The organism is Niveispirillum sp. FG156, assembly GCF_057809555.1.
The window spans coordinates 1-17366 of the sequence record NZ_JBMDKE010000012.1; the positions used below are offsets into that span (position 1 = coordinate 1).

The window sequence follows — 17366 nt, forward strand, 5'->3', positions numbered from 1 at the left end:
GCGCGGCGGCGGTCGCCGCCGGAGCTGTTTCCGGTCAACCGAAAACAGCTCTAACAGGTAGCAAAGGGAGATGTCGGTGTTTGGGACCCCTGGGTTCCGGCTTTCGCGGGGGAGGGGGGTATTCTCAATTTCTGATGAATCTCAACGGCCCCTAATGAAAATTCCGCCCCTCGCCAAAGATGTGGGCGGGGATGGCGTCGGGTAGGGCGGTGTCGTTGGCGGGGCCGTCATTCAGCGTGTGCAGATGCGCCGACAGGTCGAACAATCTGTCAGCCACGACATGGATGACCTCGCCATCGCGTTGCAGCCGCCCGCGCACCCCCATCAGGGCGGCGGTCATCAGGGTGCGGCGGAACCGTTCCAGGACGGACGGCCAGACCACCAGATTGGCGATGCCCGTCTCATCCTCCAGCGTCACGAAGATGACGCCCGATGCCGTGCCGGGCCGTTGCCGCACCAGCACCAGGCCGGCGGTGCTGACGATGCTGCCCGGCTTGATGTCACCCAGCGCCTTGGCCGGCCCCATGCCCAGCCCCGTCATGGTACTGCGCAGCAGGGCCAGCGGATGGGCGCGCAGGCTCAGCCCCTTGGTCCGGTAATCGGCCCAGACCTGTTCGCCCTGGCTCATCTGCGGCAGGTCGGCCTCCGGCTCGTCCCCCATATCCACAGGCGGGCGGTTGTCGCCGATGCGCCGCGCCTGATCGGCGGCCTGGAATAAAGGCAGCGGTTTGCTGCCCAGCCGCTTCACCTCCCACAGGGCCTGGCGCCGATCCTGACCCAGACTGGCGAAGACATCGGCATCGGCCAGCCGGTCCAGGATGGCGACGGGCAGGCTGGTCCGCCGCCACAGGTCGCGGATCGTGTCATAGCCGCCGCCGCGTTCGCGCGCGATGGCGATGGCCGCATCCTCCCGCATGCCCTTCACCTGGCTGAAACCGAGGCGCAGGGCGGGGCCGCCGCGCCCTTCCTCCAGCGTGCACTCCCATTCTGACCGGTTGATATCGACGGGCCGCACCTCCACCCGGTGCTCCACAGCGTCGCGGGTGATCTGGGCCGGCTGGTAAAAGCCCATGGGCTGGCTGTTCAGCAGGGCGCAGGCGAAGATGGCCGGGTGGTGGCATTTCAGCCAGGAGGATTTATAGGCCAGCAGGGCAAAGCTGACGGCATGGCTTTCCGGGAAGCCATAGCTGCCGAAGCCCTGGATCTGCTTAAAGCAGCGGGCGGCATAGTCGGGGTCGTAGCCGCGCCCGATCATGCCATCGATGAATTCCTGCTCGAACGCCCCCACCCCGCCCGTCTTCTTGAAGGTGGCCATGGCACGGCGCAGCTGATCGGCGCGTCCGGGGGAGAAACCGGCGGCGACAATGGCCATGCGCATGGCCTGTTCTTGAAACAAAGGTACGCCCAGCGTGCGCTCCAGCACCTGTTCCAGTTCCGGCTTGGGGAAGCTGACACGTTCCTCCCCCCGGCGGCGGCGCAGATAGGGGTGGACCATGTCGCCCTGGATGGGGCCGGGCCGCACGATCGCCACCTCGATCACCAGATCATAGAAAATCTTGGGACGCAGGCGCGGCAGCATCGACATCTGCGCCCGGCTTTCGATCTGGAACACGCCGATCGTGTCGGCCCGGCAGATCATCTCATAGGTGTCGCGGTCATCATTGGGAATGTCGGTCAGGCCCAGGGGCCGGCCCAGCCGCTGACCCAGCATTTCCAGACCGCGCCGCATGCAGGACAGCATGCCCAGCGCCAGCACATCGATCTTCAGCAGGCCCAAAGCCTCGACATCATCCTTGTCCCATTCGACGACGGTGCGATCCTCCATGGCCGCATTCTCGATGGGGACCAGTTCATCCAGGCGCGAGCGGGAGATGATGAAGCCGCCCACATGCTGTGACAGATGCCGGGGAAAGCCGCGCAGATCATCGGCCAGTTCCATGCAAAGCGCCAGGGTCGGGTCGGACGGGTCCAGCCCCGCCTCGCGCGCCGTGCCCTCATGCTCCACCCCATGCCGGTTCCAGCCCAGGCGGACCAGGGCGCCGACAACATCGTCGGACAGGCCCAGCACCTTGCCCACCTCCCGGATGGCCATGCGGGAACGGTAGCAGATGATTGTCGCCACCAGACCGGCATGGTCGCGGCCATATTTGGTGTAGATGTACTGCATCACCTCCTCGCGCCGCTCATGCTCGAAATCGACATCGATGTCGGGCGGCTCGTGCCGGTCTTCGGAGATGAAACGCTCGATCAGCAGTTCGTGGTGGTCGGGATCGACGGCGGTGATGCCCAGGCAGAAACAGACGGCGGAATTGGCCGCCGATCCCCGCCCCTGGCACAGGATCTCGCGCGACCGGGCGAAGCGGACAATGTCATGCACCGTCAGGAAATAGGGCGCGTATTTCAGCCGGCCGATCAGGTCGAACTCATACTCAAGCTGTGCGCGCACCTTTTCCGGTATGCCCCGGACATAATGGCGCTTGGCCCCCTCCCAGGTCAGGCGCTCCAACTCCTCCTGTGGGGTGCGACCATCCGGGATGGGGTCAATGGGGTAATCGTAGCGCAGCTCATCCATGGTGAAGGTGCAGCGACCGGCGATCAGGCGGCTATTGGCCAGGGCGTCGGGCCGGTCGGCGAACAGGGAAGCCATGTCCGCTGCCGGCTTGGGATAATGATCGGCATGGGGCGACAGGATGCGACCGGCATTGGCCAGGGTGCGGCCATGGCGGATGCAGGTCAGGATGTCGAACAGGCGCTGCCGGTCCGGGTGGTGATAGCGGACATCATGGGTGGCCAGCAGGCCGATGCCCAGCCGGTCGGCCAGTTCCCCCAGCCGCAGCAGGCGGGAACGGTCATAGCCCTGATAAAGCGGGGCCACGGCCAGATAAAGCCCCGCCGCCGCCAGGGCGCGGAACCGCTCCAGCTCTGCCGACAGGTCGGACAGGCGGGCGGGCGTGGCCCGGCCATCGGGCGCCAGCACGGCCAATATTTGCCCCTCTGCCGCCGCCGCCAGATCGGCCAGGGCCAGGTGGCATTCGCCTTTGGCCCCGCGCCGCTTGCCCAGGGTCAGCAGCCGGGTCAGCCTTCCATAGGCGGCGCGGTCGGTGGGATAACACAGAACCGGCGGCGCATCGGCCAGGGTCAGGCGGCAGCCCACCACCAGCCGCATGCGGTGCTGCTTGCAGGCCGTATGCATGCGCACGACGCCGGCCAGACTATTATCGTCGGTAATGGCGATGGCGTCGCGGCCCAAACCGGCGGCGGCCAGCACCAGCTCATGCGGGTGGGAACCCCCGCGCAGGAAGCTGAAATTGCTGGTCACCTGCAGGTCGACATAATCCCCGTCCGTCATGCGCACAGCCCGTGCAGATACCAAGCCCCCCGCTCATCCGCGGTCCGGAACAGCCAGAAACGCCGGCCATCGCTTAACTGCGCGCGGTAATAATCCCGCGTCGGGCCGGTGCGTGCGCGCCACCAGTCGGGCCGGATACGCTCCGGCCCCTCCATCCAGTCGACGGACAGATGCCGCCCGCGCCAGACCAGCCCCTGGCCCATCTGCACCGGTTCGGGCGGATGCAGCAGCAGCAGGGGACGCGTCCCCTCCATCCGCCATGTTCGGGGACGCGAAGGGGCGGGGCGCTGGGGCTGCGGCTTGGGCCAGGGCTTGGCGGGGATTGTCACCCCCTCACCCTCACCCTCCCACCCGCTGACGCGGGCGGGCCCCTCCCTCTCCCGCCATGCGGGCGAGGGGCGAAATTCAAGCCCCTCGCCCACGAAGGTGGGAGAGGGAGGGGCCCAAGCTGTCAGGCTTGGGAGGGTGAGGGAACCACAATCCCCGCCCTCCATCTCACCGGCCAGTTCCATTACCTGTTCCGGGCGGTGGGTGTCGCGTGGCACGGGGCGGCCCACCTGATCCTCCCCCAGCCGGTTGACCAGCCGGTCCAGCAGGCCGGACAGGGCAAAGGCATCCCCGCCCCCCACGGCCAGCCCCGCCTGTTCCCCGGTAAACAGGTCGGTACCCGTCGCCTTCAGCTCCATCATTTCGATACCGAAACCAGGATCGACCTGATCAAACCGCTCCCGAAATAATTTAAACAGCGATTGCGGGTCGCGCAGGGGGCGGGCCGTGCCGATGGGCAGGTCCTGGCTGCTGGCATCGGTGCGAAAACAGGTCAGGACCAGCCGCCGCGCCCCGCGGCCTGCCGCCTCCAGCCGGGCCGACAGGTCGCGCAGCAGGGATAGCACCGCCCCCTCGATGGCCTCACGCGTGGCGATGGGTTCGGCAAAGGCACGGCGCACCTGCCATTGCGGGGTGGCGGCCTGCGGGGCCACGGGTTCGGCGGTGATGCCCAGCATGCGATCCAGGCGCCGCGCCGGCCCCGTGCCATAGCGGGCGACCAGCCCGGCGCGCGGCTGCCGCTGCACATCGCCGACCGACCGCAGGCCGACACGGGCCAGATCGGCCTGCAGGTCGGGGGCCAGGCGCAGGGCAGCCAGCGGCAGGGACAGCAGCGCCGGCCAGGCCCGTGTGCCCGTGGGCAGCAGAGGGCCTGCGCTGGCCGGGCGATGCCGGGCCCAGCCCCAGGCAGCGGCGGCCCCGTCACCCAGCCCCAGATGATGGGTCAGGCCGGCGCGCGTCAGCCGGCTGCCCAGATCGGCCAGCAGCCCGTCTTCCCCACCACAGAGATGGGCACAGCCGGTAATGTCCAGGATCAGCCCGTCCGGCCCGTCGGTGGCGGCCTGCGGCGTATAACGCTGCGCCCAGAGCGCCAGCCGGGACAGGGCCGCCTGATCGGCGGCGGGGTCGGCTTGCATGGCGGTCAAGGCTGGGCACAGGGCGCGGGCATCGGCCAGCAGCATGCTGGGGCGCAGGCCGTCGGCACTGGCCAGCCCGTCCACGGCATGCAGACGGATCCCCCCCTGTCCCGCCAGCGTCAGGGCCAGCGGGCCGGACAGGGGCGTCCCCTTATTCCGCCGCCGCCACTGGTCCGTTGGCCAGCGGCTGAGCCAGACGGAGACGAAACGCCGTGTCATCCCAGGTAACCTCCCACGGTCCCGAACCCGTTCCCACCCCGCCACCGCGTGCTCGCAGTAGCGATACCTGCCAGCGCGGTCTCCCCCCGTCTTCCTGCGGTGGGCCATCGCGCAGGGAGGCAATCCGCCAGCGCGTCAGCGCGACGGAGGGCGGGGGCCGGGCCAGGGGCGGCAGGATCAGCAGGCCCAACCCATCCCCATCCTCCGCCGCCAGTTGCAGACGGCGCAGCGCCACCGCACCGGGCAGCACCCCATCCCCCACGACGGCGGCCAGGGCAGAGCATCGCAACGCCTCCTCCAGCGCCCAGAGCGCGTCATCCAGGCTATCGGGCCGCACCAGGATCAGGCGTGAGGCATCCAGACCCAGGGCCGCCAAACCCGGCCCATAGGGCATGTCGGCATGGCCCAGCGGATCGCCCTTGTCCTTGTGCCGGCACCAGAGGATGGGGCCGGACGGCAGGCCCGACAGGATGGAGGCTACGAACCCAAGCGCCCCCGCATCGGCGGGGGCCGGCAGAAACTCATGCATGCCGCCCCGCACCAGCCCGCCACCGGCCAGGGCCGCATCCAGACAGGACAGGCCCAGCGACAGGGCCGTCCGCCCCTTGGGCGGGCGCACCCGGTCCATGATGGACAGCCGCTCCCGCAGGGCGGCGATGGTGGGGATAGCATCAGTCATGGGGTTATTGTTCTTGTTTTGTTCCAATTAGCAAGTGCTGAATCCGAAGTGCTTGGTTTGTTGGTCAGTCGCCCCGCTGCTGCTGAAAGGCCTGCATGGTTGCTGTCACCCATTCTACAAAGGCCTTCACGGGCGGGCGGCGGAAATGCGGGGCGGGGGCGACCAGATGATAGGCGTCATAGATGGCCGTCTGCGGATAGGGGCGCACCAGCCGGCCCGCCGCCACATCATCGGCGGCCAGGATCGTGTCGCCCAGGGCCAGACCCTGCCCGGCCAGGGCCGAATCGATGGCATTGCCGGCATCATAGAAACGGGTGCCGCGCAGGGGCGCGGTGACCGCCACGCCCGCCGCCCGGAACCAGCAATGCCAGGGCATGTCCATCTCCTCCAGCAGCAGGTCGCCCTCCAGCAGGCGGGCCGGATCGGTGGGAAGGCGTGCCGCCAGTTGCGGGGCACAAACGGGGAAGTTGACGACCACGGACAGAAGCTGGGCCTGCAACCCCGGCCAGGGACCGCTGCCATAGCGGATGCCCAGATCGGCCCCGCCCTTGCGGAAATCGGCGGCCACGCGGGTGGCATCCACCACGACCTCCACCTCTGGATGGCGGGCGCGGAAATCGCCCAGGCGGGGGATCAGCCAGCGTTGGGCAAAGGACGGCTCCACCGACAGGATCAGGCGCGACCGCCCGGCCACGGGCGGGGCCGCACGCAACAGGCCCGTCGCCCCCTCGATCAGGTCAAAGGCCGCCACGGCGGCATCACGATAGGCACGGCCCGCGTCGGTCAGCATCAGGCCGCGATTATGGCGGGTGAACAGGGTACAACCCAGCCAGGCCTCCAGGTCCTTGATCTGCCGCGACAGGGCCGGATGGGCCACGTTCAGTTCTTCTGCCGCCCGGCTCAGGCTTTCATGGCGGGCCGCCGCCTCAAAGGCGCGCAACTGGGTCAGGGGGGGCAGGCGGCGCATGGTGATCTCCGCAAGGTCAGTCCTCCAGGGCGGCGACCGCCACCCGAGGACACTGATGTAACTAAAAATTACAGCGACTGTATTTGATTGATATTCGACGTCAAGCGGGGCTTCCGCGATGATGGCGCCAACGACATCCCACCCCTTTGCCCGAGGATAATCGCCATGTTGCGCCGCACCTTCATCCCCGGACCGGCCAGTTGGCCCTTCGCCACGCTGTTCAGCCTTCTTTCCTGCCGTTTTTCGCCCATTTCCCCCTGCCAGCGGCATTGACAGGGGGGGTGGTTTGCGGCAGTTGAAAGGCACCCCAGTGCCGGGCGGACGGCCGCCCAATGCCTGATAGATTGCCGGGACTGATCAAGATGACCGACGTCGCCAACGCCGACGCTCAACAGATGCCGCTGCTGTACAAGAACCCCGTCGCCGTGAGCGCGCAGCATCACGCCGATGTGAAGGTCAAGCGCAACCGCACCTTCCGCTATTGCGCCAATATCCACGCCGTTCCGGTGCTGGCCGAAGAGATGCCGCAGCTGCAGAACCATTATCCGCTGGTGTTCGGGCCCGGCCCGTCGGCCGGCGTGATGGCACTGCTGGGCCTGCGCGCAGGCGAGAACCTGTTCATCCGCGAGGATGGCACCTGGGCCTTCAATTCGCAGATCCCCGCCTATATCGGCCGTTATCCGTTCATCCTGGTCGAGATGCCGGAAGACAAGCGCCTGGTCCTGATCATGGAAGAGGATGAGGAAATCCTGGTCCGTGGTGAGGGTTCCGAGGGTGACCTGCCGCTGTTCAAGGACGGCAAGGGCACCAAGGAAGGCGAAGACATCCTGAATTACTGCGTGGCCTTCAACCAGTCGGCCCGCCAGACGCAGCTGTTCTGCGAAGAGGTGGAGAAGCTGGGCCTGCTGGTCGATCAGCGCGCCGAGGTGGTGACCCCGGAAGGCAAGCAGCTGTCGCTTTCCGGTTTCCGCGTCATCGACGAGCAGAAGTTCAACGAGCTGCCGGACGAGACCTTCCTGGAATGGCGCAAGCGTAACTGGATCGGTCTGGTCTATGCACATTTCGTGTCGCTGGGCCGCTGGCAGAACCTGATCGACCGCCTGCCCAAGGGCGTCTGATCACCCCTGCCAAGGGACTGAGTCTGAAAGCCCCGGCGGTCCGTACCGCCGGGGCTTTTTCTTTGCTGCTCGCCCGGTTTCCTGCCCGTCAATGACCGAAAACCCATACGGAAGAAAGATGCGGGGCCTGTGGGGCCGGGCTATACTGCCGCCATCGACGCTTCCGGCGCTGGCCGGGGCAACAGGTCCGGGTCAATAGCGGCGGGTGGCCACAATGAATCATGAACTTCGCACCTTCTCCATCCGCGATGCCGCCGCCGAAGAGGATGAGCAGCGGATTGCCACCTTCCTGCGGACGGTGGAGGTGGAGCGGATCGACACGGCCTATGCCGATGGTGGCTGGCGCGTCCTGGTCCATTACCGCGACCTGCGCCGGCGGGAGGAGCAGGCCCAGATCGAATCGGCCATCCAGGCGGCCCTCAATGGCTGGCGCGGCGATGTCGCCCGGTCGCAGGGTATCAGCCGTGACGAGGTGTTGAGCAATAACCTGCTGGCCGAGGTGGCGCGTTTTGCCCCCACGACAGAGGTGGAACTGTCCGTCATCGCCTCCAGCCTGGGCGAAAGCAGCCACAAGCACGGTGCCGCCATCGTCGCCGTCGTCCGCCAGACGATGGAAGAGCTGACGGGGTGAGGGTTTGCGTATTTCTTCGTAGCGCGGATTAGGCGGAGCCGTAATCCGCGGAGCGACGATGGGGCAGGGAGTCCGCAGATTACGCTTCGCTAATCCGCGCTACGCATCCACACCATTATCCGTCCCAACAAAAAAGGCCGCCCAATCGGGCGGCCTTTTCCGTTGGGATCGATGATCCGATCAGACATCCAGCAGGATGCGTTCCGGGTTCTCGATGCATTCCTTGACGCGCACCAGGAAGGTCACGGCCTCGCGGCCATCGATGATGCGGTGGTCATAGGAGAGCGCCAGATACATCATCGGGCGCACTTCGACCTTGCCGTTGACCACGACAGCGCGGTCCATGGTCTTGTGCATGCCCAGGATGCCCGACTGCGGCGTGTTCAGGATCGGGGTCGACATCAGCGAGCCATAGACACCACCGTTGGAGATGGTGAAGGTGCCGCCCGACAGGTCTTCCATCGACAGCTTACCGTCGCGGGCCTTCTTGCCCAACTCGCCGATGGTCTTTTCCACGCCGGCAAAGGACAGCTTGTCGGCGTCACGGACGACCGGAACCACCAGACCCTGCGGCGTGCCGACGGCGACACCGATGTCGTAATAGTTCTTGTAGACCAGATCGGTGCCGTCGATCTCGGCATTGACCGCCGGCAGTTCCTTCAGGGCGACCAGGCAGGCCTTCACGAAGAAGGACATGAAGCCCAGCTTCACGCCGTGCTTCTTCTCGAACGCGTCCTTCAACTGGTTGCGCATGGCGATCACGTTCGTCATGTCCACCTCGTTGAAGGTGGTCAGCATGGCGGCGGTGTTCTGCGCTTCCTTCAGACGCTCGGCGATGCGCTGACGCAGGCGGGTCATGCGAACCCGCTCCTCGCGGTCGGCCTTGGCGCGCGGACCCGACGGGGCGGGGGCGGCCTTGGGCGCCGGGGCCGGGGCGGGTGCGGCGGCCTTCGGCGTGTCGATCACGGCCAGGACATCGCCCTTGGTCACGCGGCCATCCTTGCCCGTGCCGGCAATGGCGCCGGTATCGATGCCGTTATCGGCGGCGATCTTGGCGGCGGCCGGCATGACCGGGGCCGACTGCACAGCAGCCGGGGTCGGGGCGGCGGCGGCCACGGCGGGGGCCGGGGCAGCGGCGGCAGGGGCGGGTGCTGCACCCGAACCGGCGCTGATCACGCCCAGCAGGGCGCCCACGGCGACATTCGCGCCGTCGGCGGCCACGATCTCGGCCAGCGTACCGGCGGCCTGGGCGTTGACCTCCAGGGTGACCTTGTCGGTTTCCAGTTCCACCAGCGGATCATCGACATTGATGGCGTCGCCGACCTTCTTCAGCCAGCGGGCAACCGTCGCTTCCGTGACCGATTCGCCCAGCGTGGGCACCTTGATTTCCGTCGCCATGTTCTGTGGCCTTCGTGTTTGGATGGTCTTTGTCGGGGATGGGGAAGCCGGCGGATCAGACCGTCAGCGCTTCGTCCAGAAGCTTCGCCTGCTCCTGGTTGTGGCGCTTCAGCATGCCGGTGGCGGGGGCTGCCGAATCCGGACGGCCCGCATATTTCGGACGGCCCGCCTTATGGCCGATGCTGGACAGCACCTTCTCGATACGGCGGTCGACGAACAGCCAGCCACCCTGATTCTCCGATTCCTCCTGACACCAGACGATATCGGCATTCGGGTACTTGGCCAGTTCCAAAGCCAGCGCATCGCCGGGGAACGGATAGAGCTGTTCCAGGCGGACGATGGCGATGTCCTTGACGCCCCGGTTCTCCCGCTCCTGATACAGGTCGTAATAGACCTTGCCGGAGCAGATGACGACGCGGCGCATCTTGTCATTGGCGACCAGATCGACACCGGTTTCATAAAGAACGCGGTGGAAGGTCTGATCAGCGGAGAACATGGCCAGCGGCGACACCGCCAGCTTGTGACGCAGCAGCGACTTCGGCGACATGACGATCAGCGGCTTGCGGAAGTCGCGGCGGATCTGACGGCGCAGCGCGTGGAAATAGTTGGCCGGCGTCGTGATGTTGCAGACCTGCCAGTTATCCTCGGCCGAATTCTGCAGGAAGCGCTCCAGACGGGCGGAGCTGTGTTCCGGACCCTGGCCTTCCATGCCGTGCGGCAGCAGCATGACCAGACCGGACATGCGCAGCCACTTCGATTCGGCGGAGCTGATGAACTGGTCGATGATGACCTGCGCACCGTTCACGAAATCGCCGAACTGCGCTTCCCAGATGGTCAGCGCATGCGGCTCGGTCAGCGAGAAGCCGTATTCGAAGCCCAGGACAGCGGCTTCCGACAGCGGGCTGTCATGGACCTCAAAGGCGGCCTGGCTGTCCGGACGGATATGGTTCAGGGGAACGAACTTGTTCTCGTTCACCTGATCGACCAGCACGCAATGGCGGTGCGAGAAGGTGCCACGGCCCACATCCTGACCCGACAGACGGACCGGATTGCCTTCCAGCAGCAGGGTGCCGAAGGCCAGCGCCTCTGCGGTAGCCCAATCGATGCCCTCGCCGGACAGGATGGCTTCCTGCTTGGCCTTCAGCTGACGCGCGACCTTGGAATTGACGTTGAAGTCATCCGGCGTCTTGCACAGCGCCAGACCCACTTCCTTCAGCACGTCCAGGCCGACGGCGGTGCTGCCACGCGCCACATTGGCGGGCGCCGGGGTCAGGCCCGACCACTTGCCTTCCAGCCAGTCAGCCTTGTTGGGCTTGTAGGAGGTGGCGGCCTGGAATTCCTGCTCCATCTGGGCAGTGAATTCGGCAACATAGCCATCGCCCTCGGCCTGACTGATCACGCCCTCATTCACCAGCTGCTGCACATAGAGCGCGCGGGTTGTGGTCTGCTTGGCGATGGTCTTGTACATCAACGGCTGGGTGAATGCCGGCTCGTCGCCTTCATTATGGCCCTGGCGGCGATAGCAGACGATATCGACCACGACATCCTTCAGGAACTTCTGACGGAATTCGATGGCGATACGGCTGACATGGATGACGGCTTCGGGATCGTCGCCATTCACATGGAAGATCGGGGCCTGGATCGACTTGGCCACTTCCGTCGGGTACGGGCCGGAACGGCTGTACTGCGGGGCGGTGGTGAAACCGATCTGGTTGTTGATGATGAAGTGGATGATGCCGCCGGTGCGGTACCCCTTCAGTTCCGACAGAAGCAGCGTTTCCGGCACCAGACCCTGGCCGGCAAAGGCCGCGTCGCCATGCAGCAGCACGCCCAGCACGTTGGAACGGCTTTCGTCTGACGGCGGCACCTGACCGGAAATCTGGCATTGCTTGGCGCGCACGCGGCCACAGACGACCGGGTTCACGACTTCCAGATGCGACGGGTTGGGCGACAGGGACAGGTGGATGGTGTTGCCATCGAAGTCACGGTCGCTGGATGTACCCATATGGTACTTCACGTCGCCAGAGCCCTGCACGTCCTCGGGGTTCGCGGGGTTGCCCTGGAACTCGCTGAAGATGGCCTTGAAGGGCTTGCCCATGACATTGGCCAGCACGTTCAGGCGACCACGGTGGGCCATGCCCAGCACGATCTCCTTCAGGCCCATCTGGCCGCCGCGCTTCATCACCTGCTCGATGGCAGGGACCAGCACTTCGCCGCCTTCCAGGCCGAAACGCTTGGTGCCCGTCCACTTCACCTGGCAGAAGCGTTCGAACCCTTCGGCTGCCGTCAGGCGCTGCAGGATGGCCTTCTTGCCATTGACGGTGAAGTCGGTCTGGTTGCGGATGCCCTCGATGCGCTCCTGGATCCAGGCCTTCTGCTCCGGGTCCTGGATATGCATGAACTCCACGCCGATGGAGCCGCAATAGGTGCGCTGTACCGCATCAACGATCTGGCGCAGGGTGGCGGTTTCCATCCCCAGCACATTGTTGATGAAGATCGGGCGGTCCAGATCGGCATCGGTGAAGCCGTGATGGCGGTAATCCAGCTCCGCATGCTCGGCCCGCTTGTCCATGCCCAGCGGGTCCAGCTTGGCCAGCAGATGGCCGCGGACGCGGTAGTTCCGGATCAGCATCAGGGCGCGCAGGCTGTCCAACTGGGCGGCGCGGACCTGTTCGGCGGTGAAGCCCTGCACGACGGGGGCCGCAGCGGCGGGCGTCGGGGCGGCCTTGTCACCCTTGGCCGTCTTGGCCGGCGGCGGGGCATCCGGGTCAGCGGCCCCGATCACCTTGGCGGTGGCTTTCGCCCACGACGCGCCGTTCAGTTCGGCCAGGATGGCGTGACCATCATCGCCCATTTCGGCGAAGAAGGACTGCCAGCTGGCATCGACCGAGGACGGGTCCTGCCGGTAACGGGCGTAAAGTTCCGCGATGAAGGTGCCGTTGGCGCCGAAGAGGAAGGACAGGCGCTCGCTCGGGGCTTGATCGTAGGGGGCCATTTGGGGTTCCGGTCGGAAAGGCCGAGGCGTTGGATCGCCGGGGCCGGGTGCAAAGGCTTGATAATCCGCGACGGTTTTACGTCAGTGCATCGGTGTCATCAACATGCAGGTCTGCCGTGGCAGCCTTTTGCCGTGAGCACGGGTAGCATGACCATCCAGACAAAGGTCGATTGAAAACAGACCATTCGTGCTAAAGATGGTATCGACCGGTGCCAAATCCAGGGAAAGTCAGGGAAAAATCGCCGATGAGCCGTCAGCCACGCGCCGAACTCGCCAAAGCCGTCCTGCATGAGGCGCGCAAGCTGGTCGCTGATCACGGGCTATCCGCCCTGACGGCGCGGACCCTGGCACAGGCCGTTGGTTGTTCGGTTGGCACATTGTACAACCTCTACCCCAATCTGGATACCGTCCGCCTCCACTTGAACGCAGAGCTGCTAGACCGTTTGCAGGTGGTGATGGCGGCAGCGGACGAGGCGGTGGCCGCCGACGCGGCGGTGGAGACGCGGCTGCTGGCCCTGGCCAAGGCCTATCTCAGCTTCGCCCGCTCCAACCTGAACCTGTTCCAGACCCTGATCGATAACCGTCCGCCGGTCCTGACCGAGCCGCTGCCCGACTGGCTGCTGGAACGCATCGTCCGCCTGCGCCGGGGGATCGAGATGGCCGTGGCCCCCCTGATCCCCAACGCCAGCCCCGACCGGCTGGAACGCGCCGCCGCCACCACCTGGGCCGCCGTCAACGGTCTGGTGGAAGGCATCGTGTCCGGCAATCTGGCCCCGGTCAGCAGCGCCGACCCGGAGCTGATGATGGCCGAACTGGTCGAAACGCTGGCGGCGGGGCTGCGGGTGCGTGGCTAAGCATCATCCCTTGCCAGAACCTTCGCTATTGGCGAAGATGGCGGGGATGAAGCTGATTCTGTCCATCAATGCAACCAGTGCGATGCGTGTGCTGCCAGCACGCGACCGCGAGGCATTGATGGCAAAACTGGAGCAGTTTGCCGCAAGCCCTTATGACCGATATCCCTGGGCCAAGGCATTTAGCAGCAACAAAGGGCGTATCCGCCACGGCGATTGGCGGGCGATCTATGAAATCGACAAAGGCATTCTGACCGTCATGGTCATTCAGGTCGGGCACCGCCGGGAGATTTATCGATGAACGCGATCACATTCAGGCCCATCCGTGAGGATGCCGACACGGTCACGCTCAGCCGGGCGGATTTCGAAGCCTTGACAGAAATGCTGGAGGATGCGGCTGATATCGAGGCGCTGTTGCAGGCCAAGGCAGCTATAGAGCGTGGCGAGGATGAGCTTATCCCGCTGGAACTGTCCAAGGCCATCCTGGCCGGTACGAACCCCGTCTTGGCATTCCGTGGATATCGGGGACTGAGCCAGCAGACCTTGGCCAGGGAAGCCGGCATTTCAGCGTCCTACCTGTCCGAGATTGAGAATGGCAGGAAGCCGGGCAGCCTGGACGCGATGATGCGATTGGCCGGGGTGCTGCGGGTTCCATTGGAGTCGCTCCTGCCCCCCCGGCCAGTCGCGTGATGCGCGTTCTTCTCACTCCCCTGCTGGCCGCCATACTGATCCTTCCAGCACCTGCATGGGCACAAGGGAGCCGGGAGCCGTCAACTGTACCGGCAACCCTGCTGGAAAGCCGGCTATGCGGGTCGCTGACGGTGGCCATTGATGCGGTTCCCGGCAAGGGACCGGCCTTTCTGCGCAGTTTCGACCATCCGTCGGGGGCGGGCGCGCCGGCGGAGGATGCGCTGAAGAATGCGGCCTTCACCTATGACAATGCCCTGGCCGCCATCGCCCTGGTCGCCTGTGGCCGTGCCACCAAGGCAAGGCGCATCGGCGATGCGCTGTTGTCGGCGGTGGAGAATGACCGGGCGGGGCCGCAGGGCCGGCTGCGCACCACCTACCGCGCCGGGCCGCAGCAGGAATTCCCCATCCCGCCCAATGGCTGGTGGAACCAGAAGGCCGGACGGTGGGAGGAAGATGCCTATCAGGTGGGGACGGCCACCGGCAATGTCGCCTGGGCAGGGCTGGCCTTTCTGACGCTCGCCGATGCCCTGAACGAACCGAAATACCGGGCCGGTGCCGCCAAGCTGGGGGCCTGGGTCCTGGCCCATGCCCGTGGTGCCAAGGGACCGGGCGGCTTCACGGGCGGGGTGCATGGTGACGGGGCGGGTACCCAGGCCCTGACATGGAAATCGGTTGAGCATAATACCGACCTTGTCGCCCTGTTCGGTTGGCTGGAACGGGCCGGCGTGCCGGGGGGCGACTGGGCGGCGGGCAAGGCGGCGGCGCAGGGCTTCCTAAATGCGCTATGGCAGGCGGATGGGGGGTACTTCCCGACCGGCACGCTGCCCGATGGCGTGACCGTCAATGACGGCAATTCCGGGTTGGACGCCTTGCTCTGGCCCCTGCTGCTGCCCGAGTCGCCGCGTGATTGGCGCCGGGCGCTAAACCGCGCGGATCAGGTGCATGGCGTGGCCGGCGGTTACGATTTCAATGGTGACCGTGACGGCGTCTGGGTGGAGGGCACGGCGCAGGCGGCCCTGTCCTGGGCGTCCGTGGGGGATCGGGAGCGGGCGGAAAAGCTGCTGGCCGGTCTGATCGGTGATATCAGCCCCGGCGGTTACCTGTGGGCCACGCGCGGGGACAGGGTTTCCACCGGTTTTGCCATCGGACCCGACAGCAAGAACGCCGATTTCTTCTATTACCGGCAGCCGCATCTGGGGGCCACGTCCTGGGCCGTGCTGGCGGCCAAGGGCTGGAACCCGTTTACGGGCAGGACCATCAGCCCTTGATGATGTGGGCCTGCTTCTGGGATGCTGCCGCCATCGGCAATCCATAAAGAAGAAGCCCCCATGCGCCTGACCCTGCTTGCCACCGCCGCCCTTCTGGCCTTTTCCCTGCCCGCCATCGCCCAGGACGCGCCGAAGCGCGCGACCCCGGCAGAGGTGCTGGCGGCATCCCCCGCCGGTGACTGGCGCGTGCCGGTACCGGAGAATACCTTCTATATGGACCTGCCCGGCGGGCGCGTGGTCATCGAACTGGCGCCTGCCTTTGCCCCGGTGCATGTGGAGAACATGCGCAAGCTGGCGCGGGAGAACTGGTACGAGGGGACGTTCATTGTCCGTGTGCAGGATAATTACGTCACCCAATGGGGCATGCCCGACGAAACGCCCAAGCCCATGAAGACGGCCCTGGACAAGCTGGCGCCTGAATTCACCGTCAAGGACGGGGCCAGGACCCTGCCCTTTGCCAAGCTGCCGGACCCCGATGCCTATGCGCCGGAGGTCGGCATTTCCGACATCTTCCCCGCCGCGCGTGATCCCAAGACGGGGGAGGCCTGGATGACCCATTGCTATGGCATCGTGGGTGTCGGGCGCGGGATGCCGCTGGACAGCGGCAGCGGGGCAGAACTGTACACGGTCATCGGCCATTCCCCGCGCCCCCTGGACAAGGTCATCACCCTGGTGGGCCGTGTCCTGAAGGGGATGGAACTGCTGACGGCCCTGCCGCGCGGTACGGGCACGCTGGGCTTCTATGAGAAGGTCGAACAGCGCGTGCCCATCACCGCCGTGCGTCTGGCCGCCGATGTGCCGGAGGCGGAGCGGGAAAAGATCGAGGTCTTGTCCGGCCAGAGCGAGACCTACACGAAATGGCGCGATGCCCGCCGCTTCCGCCAGGATGATTTCTTCATCCGCGCCTCGGGCCATATCGATGTCTGCAACGCCATGCCGCCGGTGCGGGTGGTGAAGGGGTAAGGGCAGAGTCCGAAATCATCATTGATAGGTTTGCAAGCGGCCTTGTGTAACGCGGATTAGGCGCAAGCCGTAATCCGCGGGATAACCGTGCCGGGGTTCCCGCGGATTACGCTGGCGCTAATCCGCGCTACGATGAAGCTACCGGATTGACGAAGGTCAGCCATCGCTCACAGCCGCTTCGGCAGCGACAGGCCGCGTTCGCGGGCGGCCTTGGCGAAACTGTCCCAGGCCTTGTCGGACACACCCTCTGCCCAGGCCTGCCCCAGGGCCATGCTCTGCTGGATGATGGTGGGTGACATCGCCACCAGCTTGCGGCCCACCGGCGATTTGTAGAACCCGATCATCTGATCCAGCTCCGCCGCCGTGAAATGGGCCGCGTACAGGCCCGTGATGCCGCGCGAAAGTTCCGGTAGGGCGGCCCGCGCCTTGGGCAGGAAATGGTCACGCACCAGGGCCGTCACCTCCGCCTCCCGCCCCGGATTTTCATGGACCAGCAATTCCTCGGCCTGACGCGTGACGCTGACCAGGGTCTGGTCGGCCAGACCGGCGGCACCGGCCAGTTCCATCAGGGTACGGGCCTTTTCGATCCGGGCCCCATCATCCCCCTTGGCGATGGCGGCGACGGGGGTCAGCAGGGCCAGCAGCAGGGGGGCAAGCAGCAGGACGCGCACGGCACGGCACCTCGTACACAGGACATTGACGACAGCCTACCGCCCTGCCGTCAAACCGTCAGCAGTGATCCGCCAGCGCGCATGGGTGGGAAAAGAAGACAGGG

The 17366-nt window shown here is 66.0% G+C and carries 14 protein-coding genes; 7 read left to right on the forward strand and 7 right to left on the reverse strand.

Annotation, left to right across the window (positions count from 1 at the left end):
* Positions 1–151: 151 nt before the first annotated feature.
* From ACODSP_RS09280 to gcvA, 4 genes are all read right to left on the reverse strand, one after another.
* Positions 152–3349, reverse strand: coding sequence for an error-prone DNA polymerase (locus ACODSP_RS09280; protein WP_488965325.1), 3198 nt, complete (start codon positions 3347–3349; stop codon positions 152–154).
* Entirely contained in the window at positions 3346–5031 is a 1686-nt protein-coding gene (locus ACODSP_RS09285) for a Y-family DNA polymerase (RefSeq protein WP_488965326.1), read from the reverse strand. The genes ACODSP_RS09280 and ACODSP_RS09285 overlap by 4 nt, the downstream gene beginning before the upstream one ends.
* Positions 4964–5710 (reverse strand): ImuA family protein, encoded by a 747-nt coding sequence (locus ACODSP_RS09290; protein WP_488965327.1) that lies wholly within the window; start codon positions 5708–5710, stop codon positions 4964–4966. The genes ACODSP_RS09285 and ACODSP_RS09290 overlap by 68 nt, the downstream gene beginning before the upstream one ends.
* 64 nt (positions 5711–5774) lie before the next feature.
* On the reverse strand, positions 5775–6677 hold the full coding sequence (gene gcvA, locus ACODSP_RS09295; protein WP_102112413.1) for a transcriptional regulator GcvA: 903 nt from the start codon (positions 6675–6677) through the stop codon (positions 5775–5777).
* 362 nt (positions 6678–7039) lie between these two features.
* Here gcvA and ACODSP_RS09300 point away from each other — a divergent pair, with 362 nt between their 5' ends.
* Together ACODSP_RS09300 and ACODSP_RS09305 are read left to right on the forward strand one after the other, a co-directional pair.
* Positions 7040–7795 (forward strand): SapC family protein, encoded by a 756-nt coding sequence (locus ACODSP_RS09300; protein ID WP_488965328.1) that lies wholly within the window; start codon positions 7040–7042, stop codon positions 7793–7795.
* Positions 7796–8009: 214 nt separating this feature from the next.
* Positions 8010–8426 (forward strand): HRDC domain-containing protein, encoded by a 417-nt coding sequence (locus ACODSP_RS09305; protein WP_488965329.1) that lies wholly within the window; start codon positions 8010–8012, stop codon positions 8424–8426.
* A gap of 180 nt (positions 8427–8606) precedes the next feature.
* Here ACODSP_RS09305 and odhB read toward each other — a convergent pair whose 3' ends face one another.
* Entirely contained in the window at positions 8607–9824 is a 1218-nt protein-coding gene (odhB, locus tag ACODSP_RS09310; protein ID WP_488965330.1) for a 2-oxoglutarate dehydrogenase complex dihydrolipoyllysine-residue succinyltransferase, read from the reverse strand.
* A 55-nt stretch (positions 9825–9879) separates the two neighbouring features.
* Complete coding sequence (locus ACODSP_RS09315) at positions 9880–12819, reverse strand: 2-oxoglutarate dehydrogenase E1 component (protein WP_488965331.1); 2940 nt, start codon at positions 12817–12819, stop codon at positions 9880–9882.
* A gap of 245 nt (positions 12820–13064) precedes the next feature.
* On the opposite strand from ACODSP_RS09315, the gene ACODSP_RS09320 reads away from it, so the two are divergent.
* Genes ACODSP_RS09320 through ACODSP_RS09340 form a run of 5 tightly spaced genes read left to right on the forward strand, consistent with a single transcriptional unit; the run spans position 13065 to position 16591 of the window.
* Positions 13065–13673 (forward strand): TetR/AcrR family transcriptional regulator, encoded by a 609-nt coding sequence (locus ACODSP_RS09320; protein WP_054170485.1) that lies wholly within the window; start codon positions 13065–13067, stop codon positions 13671–13673.
* A 46-nt stretch (positions 13674–13719) separates the two neighbouring features.
* Positions 13720–13971 (forward strand): type II toxin-antitoxin system RelE family toxin, encoded by a 252-nt coding sequence (locus ACODSP_RS09325; protein ID WP_488965332.1) that lies wholly within the window; start codon positions 13720–13722, stop codon positions 13969–13971.
* On the forward strand, positions 13968–14360 hold the full coding sequence (locus tag ACODSP_RS09330; RefSeq protein ID WP_488965333.1) for a helix-turn-helix domain-containing protein: 393 nt from the start codon (positions 13968–13970) through the stop codon (positions 14358–14360). The genes ACODSP_RS09325 and ACODSP_RS09330 overlap by 4 nt, the downstream gene beginning before the upstream one ends.
* A complete protein-coding gene (locus ACODSP_RS09335) occupies positions 14360–15628 on the forward strand; it encodes a hypothetical protein (RefSeq protein ID WP_488965334.1) in 1269 nt (422 codons plus the stop codon). The genes ACODSP_RS09330 and ACODSP_RS09335 overlap by 1 nt, the downstream gene beginning before the upstream one ends.
* A gap of 60 nt (positions 15629–15688) precedes the next feature.
* Positions 15689–16591, forward strand: coding sequence for a peptidylprolyl isomerase (locus ACODSP_RS09340; RefSeq protein WP_488965335.1), 903 nt, complete (start codon positions 15689–15691; stop codon positions 16589–16591).
* A 167-nt stretch (positions 16592–16758) separates the two neighbouring features.
* On the opposite strand, the gene ACODSP_RS09345 is transcribed toward ACODSP_RS09340, so the two are convergent.
* Positions 16759–17262, reverse strand: a complete 504-nt coding sequence (locus ACODSP_RS09345; RefSeq protein ID WP_488965336.1) for a DUF2059 domain-containing protein — start codon at positions 17260–17262, stop codon at positions 16759–16761.
* Positions 17263–17366: the final 104 nt, after the last annotated feature.